Genomic DNA, 16,341 nt, shown 5'->3' on the forward strand with positions numbered 1-16,341 from the left:
CGAACGCCCCGGGCCCCTGCGGAGCCGCACGACTCCGCAGGGGCCCGGACAGGACGTCGGGTACCGCTCGATCAGTCCTTGATCTCGCAGATCACGGCGCCGGAGGAGACCGAGCTGCCGACTTCGGCGGCGAGTCCCTTGACGGTGCCGGCGCGGTGCGCGTTCAGCGGCTGCTCCATCTTCATGGCCTCCAGGACGACGATGAGGTCGCCCTCGTTGACCTGCTGGCCCTCCTCGACGGCGATCTTGACGATGGTGCCCTGCATCGGGGAGGCCAGGGTGTCGCCGGAGACTGCGGAGCCGGACTTCTTCGCCGCGCGGCGCTTGGGCTTGGCGCCTGCCGCGAGGCCGGTACGGGCCAGGCTCATGCCCAGCGACGAGGGCAGCGAGACCTCAAGGCGCTTGCCGCCGACCTCGACGACCACGGTCTCGCGGCCGACCTCCTCCTCCGCCTCCACATCGGCGGTGGCGGTGAAGGGCTTGATGTCGTTGACGAACTCGGTCTCGATCCAGCGGGTGTGGACCTGGAACGGGTCGCCGGCGAACGCCGGGTCGGCGACGACCGCACGGTGGAACGGAATGGCGGTGGCCATGCCCTCGACATTGAACTCGGCCAGCGCACGTGCCGCCCGCTGCAGCGCCTGCTCGCGGGTCGCACCGGAGACGATGAGCTTTGCCAGGAGCGAGTCCCAGGCGGGGCCGATGACGGAGCCGGACTCCACGCCCGCGTCGAGGCGGACACCGGGGCCGGACGGCGGGGCGAAGGTGGTCACCGTGCCCGGGGCGGGCAGGAAGCCGCGGCCCGGGTCCTCGCCGTTGATCCGGAACTCGAAGGAGTGCCCGCGCACGGCCGGGTCGTCGTAGCCGAGCTTCTCGCCGTCGGCGATGCGGAACATCTCGCGTACGAGGTCGAGGCCGGTGACCTCCTCGGTGACCGGGTGCTCGACCTGGAGGCGGGTGTTGACCTCCAGGAACGAGATGGTGCCGTCCGTGCCTACGAGGAACTCCACGGTGCCCGCACCGACGTAACCGGCCTCCTTGAGGATGGCCTTCGACGCCGAGTACAGCTCCGCGTTCTGCGCCTCGGTGAGGAACGGCGCCGGGGCCTCCTCGACCAGCTTCTGGTGGCGGCGCTGAAGCGAGCAGTCACGGGTGGAGACGACGACCACGTTGCCGTGGGTGTCGGCCAGGCACTGCGTCTCGACGTGCCGCGGCTTGTCGAGGTAGCGCTCCACGAAGCACTCCCCGCGGCCGAACGCCGCGACGGCCTCACGGACCGCGGAGTCGTACAGCTCCGGGATCTCCTCCAGCGTGCGCGCCACCTTCAGCCCGCGACCGCCACCACCGAAGGCGGCCTTGATCGCGATCGGCAGCCCGTGCTGCTTCGCGAACGCCACGACCTCGGCGGACCCCTCGACCGGGTCGGGGGTACCGGCCACCAGCGGGGCACCGGCGCGCTGCGCGATGTGACGGGCGGCGACCTTGTCACCGAGGTCCCGGATGGCCTGCGGCGGCGGGCCGATCCAGGTCAGACCCGCGTCGATGACGGCCTGGGCGAATTCGGCGTTCTCCGACAGGAAGCCGTATCCCGGGTGGATCGCGTCCGCCCCGGAGTCCTTGGCAGCCTGGAGCACCTTGGCCATGTCCAGGTAGCTGGCGGCCGGGGTGTCACCGCCCAGAGCGAATGCCTCGTCGGCTGCACGTACATGCAGAGCGTCGCGGTCCGGGTCGGCGTAGACGGCCACGCTCCCGATTCCGGCATCCCGGCATGCCCGAGCAACACGGACAGCGATTTCGCCACGGTTGGCGATGAGCACCTTGCGCACGATGGCTCCCTCCTTGAAACAAGCTGAGTTTAGGGACTACCGACACCGCCCTACGACCCGTCCCCAATGGTGAGCTTGCCCACACGGAGCGTGATTCGAGGCCTGCTCGAAGCGCGAAATCCCTTGTGGCACCACGGTACGCCGGGATTCGTGACCGCACAGTAGCCACGAGGTGTGGTCCAGGTCTCTGTTGGTGCAAGTGGCCGTGCCCCGTGTTTTCTTTGTCTAGTCCCTACTAAGGGGCGAACGATTCTTTGCCCGACGCACCACAGGCGCGACAAGGGAGGTGCGGGGAAGCGTACGAGCGCGTGTCGTCGGTACGGGCCAGAGCGTTACCCCCCAAGCTCTTAAGGAGCAGGGGGTACCCCCTGTAGGGTCCGCGCTATCGCACGTACTGCAGGTACAGGGGGTGAGCGCCGTGGTGCGCAGACCGGTGGCGTTCGTGACCGCGATCGCGCTGTTCGTGGAGGCCGTGGGCATTGTGGTCGTCAACGGCATCCTGGCGACGGTCGTCAAGAACCAGGACATGTCACTGGCCGGGCTGGAACCCGCCGCCATGTCCAATGGCACATGGGTGATGGGCGGCGTCTTCGGCCTGTATCTGCTGCTGTGCGGGCTGGCGCTCCTGCTGACCGGCATCCGCGACCGGGCTCCCGGCCGTATCGGTCGCATCGCCCTCATCACCTGCGCCGTGGTGCACGGGGTGCTGGGCGCGCTGACGGTGGGGCTGGTCGGCTGGGCGGCGTTCGCGTGTCTGATGGTGGTGCTCGGGCTGATCGTGCTGACGCTGGTGGCGTACGGCCCCGAGGACGAGGCCGGCCGGCCTGCGGACGATGCCGAACCCAGCGCTCCGGCTACGGCCTGACGCAGCTGGGCCGGTCACGGAGGCTGTCGGTGGCCGCCCGACAGCCTCAAACCCACAGTTCGGTGACGGAGATCCCCAGCTCGCCCAGCAGCCGGCGCAGCAGCGGCAACGAGAGCCCGATGACATTGCCGTGGTCGCCCTCGATGGAGTCGACGAACGGCGCCGAACGGCCGCCCAGCGTGAAGGCGCCCGCCACGTGGAGCGGCTCGCCCGAGGCCACGTAGGCGGCGATCTCGGCGTCGGTCGGTTCGCCGAAGCGGACGGTGGTGGAGGCGGTCGCCGAGGCCGTACGTCCGGTCGCGGTGTCGATCACACTGTGGCCGGTCTGCAACACAGCGGCCCGGCCGCGCATGGACTTCCAGCGGGCGATGGCCTCCTCGCTGTCGGCCGGCTTGCCGAGCGCCTCGCCGTCGAGTTCGAGCACCGAGTCGCACCCGATGACCAGGGCACCTGCCACCCCCGGCCGACTGGCCACAGCGGCGGCCTTGGCCTCGGCGAGAACGAGCGCCAGCCCGGCCGGCGTCGGGGCGCTCAGCGCGTCCTCGTCCACCCCGCTGACGACCACCTCGGGCGCGAATCCGGCCTGCCGCAGAAGGCCGAGACGGGCGGGGGAGGCGGAGGCGAGTACGAGACGGCGCTGATCAGTCATACGCGCCATCGTAGAAGGGACAGGCCGGCATCCGGCCCGCCCTGGCAACAAATCAGCCGCTCCCGGGCCAAGAAGGCAGTGTGAAGGGGCAGGCAGGCAGGGAACAGGCCCCGCGCAGCGGCCCCCGCGCCCCGTGCCACCGCGCCCCACGCCACCGCATCTCTCACCGCGTCCCGAGCACGAACATCGCGACCACCATCGCGAGCGCGAGGACCAGGCCCGCACGACGCATCATGTCCTGGGCGTCGCGCAGTTCCTTCGGCGGCTTGTTCTCCGGGTCGGACCACAGCATGGGACCGATCTTGCTGCGTAGGGCGGATACCGCGCCTGAGTACAGGTACTCAGCCCGGCCTGGTGCGTACGGACCAGATCGCGCCCGGACGCACCGGAGATCCGGACCCGAACGGGCCCGGACCTCCGGAAACGTGCACGAACAGGTACTCCTGCGACTACCCGGGCCAGTACGTCCGCGCCCAGGCCCGTGGCCCCGGCAGACGGCGCTCGCGCCGGGCGATACGCCCCGGGTCGGACCACTGGCTGGGCAGCGCCGGTTCGCCGGACGGCTCATCGGCCATCGCCGCGGCGCGCGCCCGGACCACCGCCAGTGCGGCGGCCAGCTCCTCAGGGGTCGGGTTGCCCCGTACGACCTTGATCATGGCCAGGGCCCTTTCTAGAGGGGGATGTTGCCGTGCTTCTTCGGGGGCAGCGACTCCCGCTTCGTACGCAACTGGCGCAGCCCCTTCACGATGTGGGCGCGGGTGTCGGACGGCATGATCACGGCGTCGACGTAGCCGCGTTCGGCCGCCACGTACGGGTTGAGCAGCGTGTCCTCGTAGTCGGCGATCAGCTTGGCGCGGGTGGCTTCTGCCTCGTCGGGGTCCGTGACGGCGGCGATCGTGCGGCGGTGCAGGATGTTCACGGCGCCCTGCGCGCCCATCACGGCGATCTGCGCGGTCGGCCAGGCGACGTTGATGTCGGCGCCCAGGTGCTTGGAGCCCATGACGTCGTACGCGCCGCCGAAGGCCTTGCGGGTGATCACCGTGATCAGCGGGACGGTCGCTTCCGCGTAGGCGTAGATCAGCTTGGCGCCGCGGCGGATGATGCCGCCGTACTCCTGGTCTACGCCGGGCAGGAAGCCGGGGACGTCCACGAAGGTCAGGACGGGCACGTTGAACGCGTCGCAGGTGCGGACGAACCGTGCCGCCTTTTCGCTCGCGTTGATGTCCAGGCAGCCGGCGAACTGCATCGGCTGGTTGGCGACGATGCCGACCGGGTAGCCCTCGACGCGCCCGAAGCCGGTGATGATGTTCGGCGCGAACATCGCCTGGGTCTCCAGGAATTCGCCATCGTCCAGCACGTGCTCGATGGCGGTGTGCATGTCGTACGGCTGGTTCGCCGAGTCCGGGATGAGGGTGTCGAGCTCGCGGTCCTCGTCGGTGGTGGCGAGCACCGCCTCCTCCGGGAAGGCCGGTGCTTCGGAGAGGTTGTTCGAAGGCAAGTACGACAGCAGCGACTTGACGTACTCGATGGCGTCCTTCTCGTCGCCCGCCATGTGATGTGCCACACCGGAGGTGGTGTTGTGGGTGCGGGCGCCGCCGAGTTCCTCGAAGCCCACGTCCTCACCGGTGACGGTCTTGATGACGTCGGGGCCCGTGATGAACATGTGCGAGGTCTGGTCGACCATGACCGTGAAGTCGGTGATCGCGGGGGAGTAGACCGCGCCGCCCGCGCACGGTCCGACGATCAGCGAGATCTGCGGGACGACGCCTGAGGCGTGCACATTGCGGCGGAAGATCTCGGCGAACAGGCCGAGCGCCGCAACACCTTCCTGGATGCGCGCGCCGCCGCCGTCGTTGATGCCGATGATCGGGCAGCCGGTCTTCAGCGCGAAGTCCATCACTTTGACGATCTTCTCACCGTAGACCTCGCCGAGCGAGCCGCCGAAGATGGTGAAATCCTGCGAGTACACGCAGACGGGGCGGCCGTCGACCGTGCCGTAGCCGGTGACGACGCCGTCTCCGTACGGGCGGTTCTTCTCGATGCCGAAGTTGGTGGAGCGGTGCCGCGCGAATTCGTCGAGCTCCACGAAGGAACCCTCGTCGAGCAGCAGGTCGATCCGCTCGCGGGCGGTCAACTTGCCCTTCGCATGCTGCTTCTCGACCGCGCGATCGGAGCCCGCGTGCGTTGCCTCGCCGATACGGCGCTGCAGGTCCGCGATCTTGCCCGCGGTGGTGTGGATGTCGATCTCTTCCGGCTCGGACATCGGGTGGCTGCTCCCTGCCTGGTCACGGGGACGGCTGTGCTGCTGATCAGGTGCTGAACACCTACTGATCCGTAGGGTATCGGCGTGGATCCGGTTCGGCAGTGCGTCGTTTACCACACCTAGTCTGGCTTGCATGACACCTTCGGATGCGCCTCACAGTCGCTGGTCGGACCTGGACCGACCGCCCCTGAACGTCGCCGCGCTGCGCCGCGGGCTGCTGCGTCCCGGCGGGCTGTGGACCTCGCTCGACGTCGTGGAGACCACCGGGTCCACCAACTCCGATCTTGCCCGGCGCGCGGCGGCGGGGCTCGCCGAAGGCGCCGTGCTGGTCGCCGAGGAACAGACCGCGGGCCGCGGCCGCCTCGACCGCGCCTGGTCGGCTCCGGCCCGCTCGGGCCTGTTCTTTTCCGTCTTCCTGACGCCGGGCGACATCCCCGTCCACCGGTGGGGCTGGCTGCCGCTGCTCGCGGGAGTCGCGACGGCGACGGGCCTGGCCCGCGCAGCAGGCGTCGACACGGCACTGAAGTGGCCCAACGACCTCCTCGTGACCGTCCCCAAGGAGACCCCACTCAAGGACTCCGACAAGCTTCGTCCAGGGGAGACCGCACTGCGCGAGGAACGCAAGGCGGGCGGCATCCTGGCCGAGCGCGCCGGGAACGGAGTCGTCGTGGGTATCGGCCTCAACGTCTCCCTGCGCGCCGACGAACTCCCCGTACCCACGGCCGCCTCGCTGGCCCTGGCCGGAGCGGTCTCCACCGACCGCGAGACGCTGCTTCGGGGTGTACTGCGCTCGCTGGAGCACTGGTACGTCCAGTGGCGCGCGGCGGACGGCGACGCGGCGGCGAGCGGCGTGCAGGAGGCGTACGCGGCGGGCTGCGCGACACTCGGCCGGACGGTACGCGCCCAGCTGCCCGGCGACCGCACGCTCACCGGCGAGGCCGTGGCGATCGACGGGGACGGCCGGCTGATCCTGTCCACCGACGACGGCCTCCGGGAACACGTGTCGGCGGGCGACATCGTGCACCTGCGAGGGGCTGGCGACGGCCTGGCGTGAGGCGTGGGTGGTCGCGCACGACCACCCCCGCCCCCCGCCTTCCTCGGGCGCGTATGAGTCCTTGCCCTCCTGGAAACCACCCCCCGGCCGCAACCACCCACGCCCCCGGCCCACCCAGGAACATTCCGGGACGACTACGTGAGCCACGGCACACCTGCCGTATCGTTGAGGCGATCCACCGACAGATCGGCAGGGCAGTGCGCAGGGAACGGGCAGGAGGCGGCTGGTGACCGTCGACGACACGACCTCCGGTGCGGGCGCGGAGCCCCCGTCGGACTCCTCGGTCCACCCGACACCGCATCACGACGTCGACCATACGGCGGAGCCGACCGACGATCCCCTCGCGATCCGGCTGGAACAGCTGATCCTGGGCGCCGACCGTCGCTACACGCCGTTCCAGGCGGCCCGTACCGCCGGCGTCTCGATGGACCTGGCTTCCCGGTTCTGGCGGGCCATGGGCTTCGCCGACATCGGGCAGGCCAGGGCCCTCACCGAGGCCGATGTGCTGGCGCTGCGCCGGCTCGCCGGTCTCGTCGAGGCAGGCCTGCTCAGCGAGCCGATGGCGATCCAGGTGGCCCGGTCCACCGGGCAGACCACCGCCCGGCTGGCGGAGTGGCAGATCGATTCCTTCCTGGAGGGGCTGACCGAGCCGCCCGAGCCCGGAATGACCCGGACCGAGGTGACGTACCCGCTGATCGAGCTGCTCCTCCCGGAGCTGGAGGAGTTCCTGGTCTACGTGTGGCGGCGCCAGCTCGCCGCCGCCACCGGCCGGGTCGTGCAGGCCGCCGACGACGAGGAGATGGTCGACCGGCGCCTGGCCGTCGGCTTCGCCGACCTCGTCGGGTTCACCAGGCTGACCCGGCGGCTGGAGGAGGAGGAGCTCGGCGAGCTGGTCGAGGCGTTCGAGACCACCTGTGCCGACCTGGTCGCCGCACACGGCGGCCGGCTCATCAAGACCCTCGGTGACGAGGTGCTCTACGCCGCCGACGACGCGGGCACCGCGGCCGAGATCGCGCTGCGCCTGATCGAGGCGATGACCCAGGACGAGACCATGCCCGCGCTGCGTGTCGGTATTGCCTTCGGCACGGTCACCACCCGAATGGGCGATGTCTTCGGTACGACGGTGAACCTCGCCAGCCGGCTGACCTCGATAGCGCCGAAGGACGCCGTGCTGGTGGACGGGGCGTTCGCGGAGGAGCTGACCCGTACCGGCGACGCCCCGGCCTCCGAGGCGCAGGTGGCGGAGGAGGAGGCCGCGGTGGCCGAGAAGGCGCGCCAGGAGGGCGTGGAGTCGGCGTCCGTGCCCAGGTACCGCTACGGGCTGCAGCCGATGTGGCAGCGCCCGGTGCGCGGACTCGGCGTCGTGGAGCCCTGGCTGCTGGCGCGTCGGCGTAGGTCCTGACCCGGAAGGTCTGAAACTCACCCGGACGTCTGTCCGGGGCGAGCCATAGGATCCTTCCGGTAACGATCGTTAACCGGAGGGGTGCAGTCATGACCATGACGTCCGAGCAGCGGTTCGGGGAATTCGTCGTCGTACGGGTTCACGAGGGGCAGGAACACGTCGCCGAGCTGGTCCTCGACCGACCCAAGGCAATGAACGCCGTGTCCACGGACATGGCCCGCTCGATCGCCGCCGCCTGTGCCTCGCTCGCCGCCGACCCGGGCGTACGGGTCACCGTCCTCACCTCCAGCCACGAGCGGGCCTTCTGCGTGGGTGCGGACCTGAAGGAGCGCAATTCGTTCACCGACGCCGAGCTGCTGCGCCAGCGCCCCACCGCCCGCGCCGCGTACACGGCCGTACTCGATCTGCCGATGCCGACGATCGCGGCTGTGCACGGCTTCGCACTCGGCGGCGGATTCGAGCTGGCCCTGTCCTGCGATCTGATCGTCGCCGACCGCACGGCCGTGGTGGGCCTGCCCGAGGTGTCGGTCGGTGTCATTCCGGGTGGCGGCGGTACGCAGTTGCTGCCGCGGCGGATCGGTGCGGCGCGCGCCGCCGAGCTGGTCTTCACGGCCCGGCGGGTGGAGGCGGCCGAGGCCCGTGATTCGGGGCTGGTCGACGAGCTGGTGGAGGCGGGGCGGGACCGCGAGTCCGCGCTGGCGCTCGCGGGCCGGATCGCCGCCAACTCCCCGGTGGGGCTGCGGGCCGCCAAGCGTGCGCTGCGGCTCGGGCACGGCCTCGATCTGCGGGCCGGTCTCGAAGTCGAGGACGCCGCCTGGCGTTCGGTGGCCTTCTCCGGCGACCGGGCCGAGGGGGTGGCCGCGTTCAACGAGAAGAGGAAGCCGAACTGGCCCGGAGAGTAACGACGAGTAACTACCTCGGTCGTAACTCTGCGTGCCCAAGAGGGCATGCAGCGGACATTGTCGAGGTCTCAAGCTGATCAGATCACTACAAAACTACATAAGCTGTAGCGATGGGTGGTGATGATGCGCGGCTGCGGGCCGTGGTTTCGCTTGCGCAGACGATGGCGGCGGCACACACCCCGCGGGGGTCGTGGCGAGCGGCCGCGCTGGGGGCGTGCGAGGCATTGGGCGGCAGTTTTGCCGCGCTCTCCGTGTGGGAGCGCGAGCGCGGGCAGTTGCGCGTACTGGTGAACGCGGGCGAACGGGGCGAAGGGGAGGAGGAGTTCCCCGATGAGGAGACGTACCCGGTGCACCAGTTCCCGGAGATCACCGAGTTCCTGCACGAACGGTGGGCCGCCGGCGGTGAGCCGGACGCCTGGGTGCAGACCGCTGACGACCCGGCGGACGGGGCGCCGGGCGCGGGGCTGCGGGGGTACGGGCGTCTGTACTGCCGGCAGCGGGTGGCAGCCCTGCGTCGGCGCGGGCGCGGCTGCTGTGTGGTCGCGCCGATCGTGCTGCACGGGCGGGCCTGGGGTGAGCTCTATGTGGCCCGCCCGCTGGGGGAGCCGGTGTTCGGGCGGGAGGACGCGGCCTTCGCGACCGTGCTGGCCTCGGTCGTCGCCGCCGGGATCTCCCAGACCGAGCGGCTCGAAGAGGTCCGCAAGCTCGCCTTCACCGATCCGCTCACCGGGCTGGCCAACCGCCGCGCCGTCGACATGCGGCTCGACGAGGCGGTGGATCAGCACCGGGCGGAAGGCTCGGTGGTCAGCCTGGTCGTCTGTGACCTCAACGGTCTGAAGCGGGTCAACGACACCCACGGCCATGCGGTCGGCGACCGCCTGCTGGAACGTTTCGGCTCGGTGTTGTCCCGCTGCGGTGCCATGCTGCCCGGTGCGCTGGCGGCCCGGCTCGGCGGCGATGAGTTCTGCCTGCTCGCGGTGGGCCCCGAGGAGGACGACGTGATCCGGGTGGCCGCCGAACTCTGCGAACGGGCGGCAGGGTTGGAGCTCGGCGACGGGGTGGCCTGCGGCGTTGCCTCGACCGGTGATCCGATCGGCCCGGTGGTGTCGGCGCGACGGCTGTTCCGGCTGGCTGACGCGGCCCAGTACCGGGCGAAGGCGGCCCGCTCCACGAAGCCGGTGGTGGCGGGGCGCGACGGCGAGGTGCTCCGGCTGGCCGACGCGCCGCCCAGGTCCCCGCACGACCGCCGCCACCTGCGCGGCAGCCGCCCCTGACCGTGTGACCGGATCGGTAAGGGGCCAACCGCACGACCACTAGTGACATGCCAGGATTCAATCCGTACGCTTCTGAATATGGATATGCATACAGTCGTGGTGGGGACGTCCGGTACCACCGCCCAGGACGTCATCGCCGTGGCCCGCGGCAACGCTCGCGTCGAGCTCTCCGCGGCCGCCGTGAGCGCACTTACCGCCGCCCGCGAGATCGTGGACGCGCTCGCCGCCAAGCCCGAGCCGGTCTACGGCGTCTCCACCGGCTTCGGGGCCCTGGCCAGTCGGCACATCAGCCAGGATCTCCGCGCGCAGCTCCAGCGCAACATCGTCCGCTCGCACGCTGCCGGCATGGGCCCGCGCGTCGAGCGCGAAGTCGTCCGCGCCCTGATGTTCCTGCGGCTGAAGACGGTCGCCTCCGGGCGTACCGGCGTACGGCCCGAGGTCGCACAGACCATGGCCGACGTCCTCAACGCGGGCATCACCCCCGTCGTCCACGAGTACGGCTCGCTCGGCTGCTCCGGCGACCTGGCCCCGCTCTCCCACTGTGCCCTGACGCTGATGGGCGAGGGCGACGCGGAGGGCCCCGATGGCACCGTGCGCCCCGCCGGTGAGTTGCTCGCCGCCCATGGCATTTCCCCGGTCGAGCTGCGCGAGAAGGAGGGCCTCGCCCTCCTCAACGGCACCGACGGCATGCTCGGCATGCTCATCATGGCCCTGGCCGACCTGAAGAGCCTCTACACCTCCGCCGACATCACAGCCGCTCTCTCGCTGGAGGCGCTGCTCGGCACGGACAATGTGCTCGCCCCGGAACTGCACGCCATCCGCCCGCACCCGGGCCAGGGCGTCAGCGCCGACAACATGCTGCGGGTCCTGGCCGGATCGGGCCTCACCGGCCACCACCAGGACGTCGCGCCCCGTGTGCAGGACGCCTACTCCGTGCGCTGCGCGCCCCAGGTCAACGGCGCCGGACGCGACACCCTCGACTACGCCGGGATCGTCGCGGACCGCGAGCTGGCCTCCGCCATCGACAACCCCGTCGTGCTGCCCGACAGCCGGGTCGAATCCAACGGGAACTTCCACGGCGCCCCCGTCGCATATGTACTCGACTTCCTGGCGATCGTCGCGGCCGACCTCGGTTCGATCACCGAGCGCCGCACCGACCGGCTGCTGGACAAGAACCGTTCGCACGGACTGCCGCCGTTCCTCGCCGCCGACGCCGGTGTGGACTCGGGCCTGATGATCGCTCAGTACACCCAGGCCGCCCTGGTCAGCGAGATGAAGCGGCTCGCCGTCCCCGCGTCGGCCGACTCGATCCCGTCCTCCGCGATGCAGGAGGACCACGTCTCCATGGGCTGGTCGGCGGCGCGCAAACTCCGTACCGCCGTCGACAACCTCGCCCGGATCGTCGCCGTCGAGCTGTACGCGGCGACCCGCGCCATCGAACTGCGCGCCGCCCAGGGCCTCACCCCCGCACCCGCCTCGCAGGCCGCCATCGAGGCGCTGCGCGCGGCAGGCGTCGAGGGTCCGGGACCGGACCGCTACCTGTCGCCGGACCTGGCCGCGGCGGACGCGTTCGTACGTGCGGGGAAGCTGATCGCGGCGGTCGAACCGGTGACCGGACCGCTGGCCTGAGGGCTGCCCCGGGAGGGCGTGTTCAGGCGGACAGGGCGTCGGTGCGGCGTACCGAGTAGCTGACGAATGCCGCACCGATGCCCAGGAGCGCCGTGCCGCCGATCAGGTATGGGGTGGTGTCGACCCCGGCCCCGGTGTCGGCGAGCCTCGGGCCGCTCGCGGTGTCCACGGCGGTGGTGTCCACGGTGGTGGTGACCTGCTGGCTCTGTGCGCCTGATGCGCCGGCCGACTCGTCCGTCGCGTTGGCGGACGGGACGAACCACAGGGCGGCCAGCAGAGTGCCCGCAGCGGTTGCGGTCAGAAGCGGGCGGCGAGCAGCGGCCACAGAATCGATCCTCCTTGTCACAGCCGTGAGTTAGGCATGTACACCGATGCTAGTGAAAGCAGCGGGTCGCAGGAAAGTCGGGAGGGCGGGAAGCTTACGCTCCGGCATATGAGCACTTCTGAGACATCACGGTTTGTTCGACTTCAAGTCGAAATGGTGCTGGAGATCACAGACCCCGCTGCCCTCAGCGGTACCGCGCTGGAGTCCATCGCCGCAGAGTACGGGGAGCCCGGCGGCGAGTCTGCCGAGGAACGCATGCAGGCCGAGGCTGCCGTACGGGAGGACGGCGCGGAGGCCCTCGCCTCCCTCATCGATCCGTTCGACCTGGTCAGCGAGGTGCCGGGGGTCGAGCTCACCCAGGCGTCCTGGAGCAGCGAGACCGTCGCCTACGACCCGGACGACATGGGTGACTGGGACCTCGACGACGACGAGGACGAAGAGGACGACGAAGGAGGCGGTGGCGACATCCCGCACAATGGTGTGGGCGACGGCGAGCACAGCGGTGTGAGCGGCGGTGCGGAGCGTCGGGTCAAGTAACGGCGGCCCCGGCCCGCTTTCCACGGGCCGGGGACGTCGTGCGTACTGGTACGCGACCGGCGCCGGGAACCACCGCTGGCGCGGATGCGTCGATGAGTGTTGTTCCCCACATCTGTCTTGGATGTGGAACGGAGGACTCCTTCCATGGGTTCTAGGAACGTGGACGGGTTACGCCGGTCACCGGCGGCTCTGCTCGGGGTTTTGGGGATTAGGCAACGATGGAGAAGCGTGTGATGACGGACAGTAAGCGGCGCAAGGGCCTGATGGTCGCGTCCGCACTGCTCGGTGGTGTTCTGGTACTCACTGCCTGCAACGACGGCGGCGCGAGCGCCGGAAGCGCGAAGAATTCGCAGGCGGAGGTCGACGAGGCGGCTGCCCGGGACGCGTCGGAAGCGCAGATCACGATCTCGCCGAAGAACGGCGCGACCAACGCGAGCATCAACAACGATGCCAAGGTCACCGTCGCCGATGGCACGCTGTCCCAGGTCGCCATGACCACGTCGGCCGGCGCTCCCGTCAAGGGCACGCTCGCCGCCGACGGCAAGAGCTGGAAGCCGGACGTCCAGCTGGAGCGCTCGACCACGTACAAGATCAATGCGACGGCCAAGGACTCCAAGGGCCGCGAGTCGCATGAGAACTCCTCGTTCACCACCGTGTCGCCCGCCAACAGCTTTATAGGCAATTTCACGCCCGAGGATGGTTCTACGGTCGGCGTCGGCATGCCGGTCTCGATCAACTTCGACAAGCCGATCACGAACAAGAAGGCCGTCGAGGACGCCATCACCGTGACGTCCAGCAGCGGTCAGGAAGTCGTCGGCCACTGGTTCAACTCCCAGCGTCTTGACTTCCGCCCCGAGGACTACTGGCAGGGCGGCTCCACCGTCACGCTGAAGCTCGCGCTGGACGGCGTCGAGGGCTCGGACGGCGTCTACGGTGTGCAGCAGAAGACGGTCAACTTCAAGGTCGGCCGCAACCAGGTCTCGACGGTCGACGCCGACACGAAGATGATGACCGTCACCCAGGACGGCAAGACGATCAAGACCATCCCGATCTCCGCCGGCTCCCCCGAAAACCCCACGTACAACGGGCAGATGGTGATCTCCGAGAAGTTCAAGGAGACCCGGATGAACGGCGCGACGGTCGGCTTCACCGACGCCGACGGCAAGGGTGAGTACGACATCAAGGACGTTCCGCACGCCATGCGGCTGTCCACCTCGGGCACCTTCATCCACGGCAACTACTGGGGCGCCCCCTTCGGCAGCGCCAACACCAGCCACGGCTGTGTCGGCCTCGCCGACGTGAAGGGCGCGGGCGACCCCAATCAGCCCGCTGCCTGGTTCTACGACAACTCCCTCGTCGGCGACGTGGTCATCGTCAAGAACTCCCCGGACAAGACCATCACCCCCGACAACGGCCTCAACGGCTGGAACATGAGCTGGTCGGAGTGGACGGCGGGCTCCGCGGTCTGACCCGCACACCCCTTTCCCGCCGCAGTCCCGAATCCTGTACGAAGGCGGCGGCACCCGGATCCCCTCGGATCCGCGGTGCCGCCGCCTTCGGCGTCCGTAAGCGTTCTCCGTGAGGTCGCCCCGGTGGACCTGACGCAGGCCCACCGGATCGTCGTGCCCGCTGCTCCAGAAGGCGCTGCGGGGGAGAACGCCGGAGCCCGCGAGGAACGGACGCAGCTTTCCTGCCGCCGCGTGCACCGCCCGTCAAGCGCCTCGACCGGGGCCTCGCCCGTGACGGCGAGAGCGTCGGGCGGGCCCTGGAGGAGCTGAGAGCGGCCGACCCCTGCCTCGACACCATGCGGCACCTGATGCGCCAGGACCTCGGCGTCAGCGACTGAGCTTTCCGCCCGCGCCCGCGCCCCGGTCCTCCGTCCGCGCCCGCGCCCCAGTCCTCCGTCCGCGCCCGCGTCCGCTGGTGCTGCGACCGGAGAGATGTGCCGGGAAGCCGCGGCGTCCGCGTCCGGAGCGGGGCTGTGGATGCTGCGCCGCCCGGCCGAGTCGTAGATCGAGTCCGGGATACGGATACCGTGCACGGCGTTCCGGCGGCCCTGGGACAATCGACACGCCACAACGGTTCTGTACGTCGCTTTCGTGAGCCGCAGAGCGTGCGATGTCTGGGCGACGCCCTCAATGGGGAGGGGGACCGCGGGTGTCCCTCGACGGGGCACCTTCGCGCGCGACGCCGACCCACGGAAGGTCTCACTCACATGCGTGTCATCGAGCCGCTCTACGCGGAGATTCTCCGCCGCAACCAAGGCGAGAACGAATTCCACCAGGCAGTACGGGAGGTCCTGGAGACCCTCGGCCCCGTCCTCGAACAGCGGCCGGAGTTCATGGACGCCCGGATCATCGAGCGAGTCTGCGAGCCGGAGCGCCAGCTCATCTTCCGCGTGCCGTGGTCCGACGACTCGGGCGACATCCATGTGAACCGCGGCTTCCGGGTCGAGTTCAACAGCTCGCTCGGACCGTACAAGGGCGGGCTGCGCTTTCACCCCTCGGTCAACCTCGGCATCGTGAAGTTCCTCGGCTTCGAGCAGATCTTCAAGAACGCGCTCACCGGCATGCCCATCGGTGGCGGCAAGGGCGGCGCCGACTTCGACCCGAAGGGCCGCTCCGACGCCGAGATCATGCGGTTCTGCCAGTCGTTCATGACCGAACTCCACCGTCACCTCGGCGAGTACACCGATGTTCCCGCAGGTGACATCGGTGTTGGCGGCCGCGAGATCGGCTACCTGTTCGGCCAGTACAAGCGGATCACCAACCGTTACGAATCCGGAGTCCTCACCGGAAAGGGCCTGGGCTGGGGTGGCGCCCAGGCACGCACCGAGGCGACCGGGTACGGCTGTGTGCTCTTCACCGCCGAGATGCTCCGCAGCCGGGGCGAGTCCCTCGATGGACAGCGCATCGCGGTCTCGGGCTCGGGCAATGTCGCGATCTACGCGATCGAGAAGGCACAGCAGCTCGGCGCGACCGTGGTGACCTGCTCCGACTCCAACGGGTACGTCGTGGACGAGAAGGGCATCGACCTCGCCCTGCTCAAGGAGATCAAGGAGGCCGGCCGCGGCCGGGTCTCCGAGTACGCGGAGCGCCGCGGCGAACACGCCACGTACGTCCCCGGCAGTGGCCTCTGGAACGTCCCCTGCGACGTGGCCCTGCCCTGCGCCACTCAGAACGAACTGCACGAGACCGACGCCCTGGCCCTCGTACGCAACGGCGTGAAGGCGGTCGCCGAGGGCGCCAACATGCCCACCACACCGGAGGCCGTACGCGTCCTCCAGGAAGCGGGCGTCGCCTTCGCCCCCGGCAAGGCGGCCAACGCGGGCGGCGTCGCCACCAGCGCCCTGGAGATGCAGCAGAACGCCTCACGCGACTCCTGGACGTTCGCCCACACCGAGCAGCGCCTCGCGGAGATCATGCGCCACATCCACGACTCCTGCTACACCACGGCGGAGCGCTACGGCAGCCCCGGCAACTACGTGGTGGGCGCCAACATTGCCGGCTTCGAACTGGTCGCGGACGCGATGCTGGCGCAGGGGCTCATCTGATCTGCTGCTCCTTTGAGTGATCGCTCGGCCCGACCGCCTTCCGCGGCCGGGCCGATGGCAGG

The 16,341-nt window shown here is 69.9% G+C and carries 15 protein-coding genes; 9 read left to right on the top strand and 6 right to left on the bottom strand.

What is annotated here, in order from left to right; translation table 11 throughout:
• Nucleotides 1–71: 71 nt before the first annotated feature.
• Entirely contained in the window at nucleotides 72–1,826 is a 1,755-nt protein-coding gene (locus ABT115_RS07240) for an acetyl/propionyl/methylcrotonyl-CoA carboxylase subunit alpha (protein WP_351784954.1), read from the bottom strand.
• 409 nt (nucleotides 1,827–2,235) lie between these two features.
• Here ABT115_RS07240 and ABT115_RS07245 point away from each other — a divergent pair, with 409 nt between their 5' ends.
• Nucleotides 2,236–2,691 (top strand): hypothetical protein, encoded by a 456-nt coding sequence (locus ABT115_RS07245; protein WP_351784956.1) that lies wholly within the window; start codon nucleotides 2,236–2,238, stop codon nucleotides 2,689–2,691.
• Nucleotides 2,692–2,737: 46 nt separating this feature from the next.
• Here ABT115_RS07245 and ABT115_RS07250 read toward each other — a convergent pair whose 3' ends face one another.
• From ABT115_RS07250 to ABT115_RS07265, 4 genes are all read right to left on the bottom strand, one after another.
• Nucleotides 2,738–3,349, bottom strand: a complete 612-nt coding sequence (locus tag ABT115_RS07250; protein ID WP_351784958.1) for a nucleoside triphosphate pyrophosphatase — start codon at nucleotides 3,347–3,349, stop codon at nucleotides 2,738–2,740.
• A gap of 154 nt (nucleotides 3,350–3,503) precedes the next feature.
• Nucleotides 3,504–3,632 (bottom strand): morphogenic membrane protein MmpB, encoded by a 129-nt coding sequence (gene mmpB / locus ABT115_RS07255; RefSeq protein WP_093900106.1) that lies wholly within the window; start codon nucleotides 3,630–3,632, stop codon nucleotides 3,504–3,506.
• A gap of 157 nt (nucleotides 3,633–3,789) precedes the next feature.
• The gene (locus tag ABT115_RS07260; RefSeq protein WP_351784960.1) at nucleotides 3,790–3,996 is read right to left on the bottom strand and encodes an acyl-CoA carboxylase epsilon subunit; all 207 of its coding nucleotides are present in this window, start codon (nucleotides 3,994–3,996) and stop codon (nucleotides 3,790–3,792) included.
• Between the two features lie 14 nt (nucleotides 3,997–4,010).
• Nucleotides 4,011–5,603 carry an acyl-CoA carboxylase subunit beta gene (locus ABT115_RS07265; RefSeq protein WP_351784962.1) on the bottom strand — a complete coding sequence of 531 codons (1,593 nt, stop codon included), beginning with the start codon at nucleotides 5,601–5,603 and terminating at the stop codon, nucleotides 4,011–4,013.
• A 133-nt stretch (nucleotides 5,604–5,736) separates the two neighbouring features.
• Here ABT115_RS07265 and ABT115_RS07270 point away from each other — a divergent pair, with 133 nt between their 5' ends.
• From ABT115_RS07270 to hutH, 5 genes are all read left to right on the top strand, one after another.
• Nucleotides 5,737–6,657, top strand: coding sequence for a biotin--[acetyl-CoA-carboxylase] ligase (locus ABT115_RS07270; protein ID WP_351784964.1), 921 nt, complete (start codon nucleotides 5,737–5,739; stop codon nucleotides 6,655–6,657).
• A gap of 226 nt (nucleotides 6,658–6,883) precedes the next feature.
• The gene (locus ABT115_RS07275; protein ID WP_351784966.1) at nucleotides 6,884–8,059 is read left to right on the top strand and encodes an adenylate/guanylate cyclase domain-containing protein; all 1,176 of its coding nucleotides are present in this window, start codon (nucleotides 6,884–6,886) and stop codon (nucleotides 8,057–8,059) included.
• Between the two features lie 89 nt (nucleotides 8,060–8,148).
• The gene (locus ABT115_RS07280) at nucleotides 8,149–8,961 is read left to right on the top strand and encodes an enoyl-CoA hydratase/isomerase family protein (protein ID WP_351784968.1); all 813 of its coding nucleotides are present in this window, start codon (nucleotides 8,149–8,151) and stop codon (nucleotides 8,959–8,961) included.
• 110 nt (nucleotides 8,962–9,071) lie between these two features.
• The gene (locus ABT115_RS07285; protein ID WP_351784970.1) at nucleotides 9,072–10,235 is read left to right on the top strand and encodes a GGDEF domain-containing protein; all 1,164 of its coding nucleotides are present in this window, start codon (nucleotides 9,072–9,074) and stop codon (nucleotides 10,233–10,235) included.
• Between the two features lie 78 nt (nucleotides 10,236–10,313).
• The gene (gene hutH, locus ABT115_RS07290) at nucleotides 10,314–11,864 is read left to right on the top strand and encodes a histidine ammonia-lyase (RefSeq protein WP_351784972.1); all 1,551 of its coding nucleotides are present in this window, start codon (nucleotides 10,314–10,316) and stop codon (nucleotides 11,862–11,864) included.
• Between the two features lie 22 nt (nucleotides 11,865–11,886).
• Here the strand turns inward: hutH and ABT115_RS07295 are convergent, their stop codons facing one another.
• Nucleotides 11,887–12,189, bottom strand: coding sequence for a hypothetical protein (locus ABT115_RS07295; protein ID WP_351784974.1), 303 nt, complete (start codon nucleotides 12,187–12,189; stop codon nucleotides 11,887–11,889).
• A gap of 108 nt (nucleotides 12,190–12,297) precedes the next feature.
• On the opposite strand from ABT115_RS07295, the gene ABT115_RS07300 reads away from it, so the two are divergent.
• The 3 genes from ABT115_RS07300 to gdhA all read left to right on the top strand — a co-directional run bounded on the left by ABT115_RS07300 (nucleotide 12,298) and on the right by gdhA (nucleotide 16,279).
• On the top strand, nucleotides 12,298–12,726 hold the full coding sequence (locus ABT115_RS07300) for a hypothetical protein (protein ID WP_351784976.1): 429 nt from the start codon (nucleotides 12,298–12,300) through the stop codon (nucleotides 12,724–12,726).
• Nucleotides 12,727–12,944: 218 nt separating this feature from the next.
• Nucleotides 12,945–14,195, top strand: coding sequence for a L,D-transpeptidase (locus tag ABT115_RS07305; RefSeq protein WP_351784978.1), 1,251 nt, complete (start codon nucleotides 12,945–12,947; stop codon nucleotides 14,193–14,195).
• A 746-nt stretch (nucleotides 14,196–14,941) separates the two neighbouring features.
• Nucleotides 14,942–16,279 (top strand): NADP-specific glutamate dehydrogenase, encoded by a 1,338-nt coding sequence (gene gdhA, locus ABT115_RS07310; RefSeq protein ID WP_351784980.1) that lies wholly within the window; start codon nucleotides 14,942–14,944, stop codon nucleotides 16,277–16,279.
• The last annotated feature ends 62 nt before the right edge of the window (nucleotides 16,280–16,341 follow it).

This window comes from Streptomyces sp. NPDC001832 (genome assembly GCF_040297265.1).
Classification (GTDB): domain Bacteria; phylum Actinomycetota; class Actinomycetes; order Streptomycetales; family Streptomycetaceae; genus Streptomyces.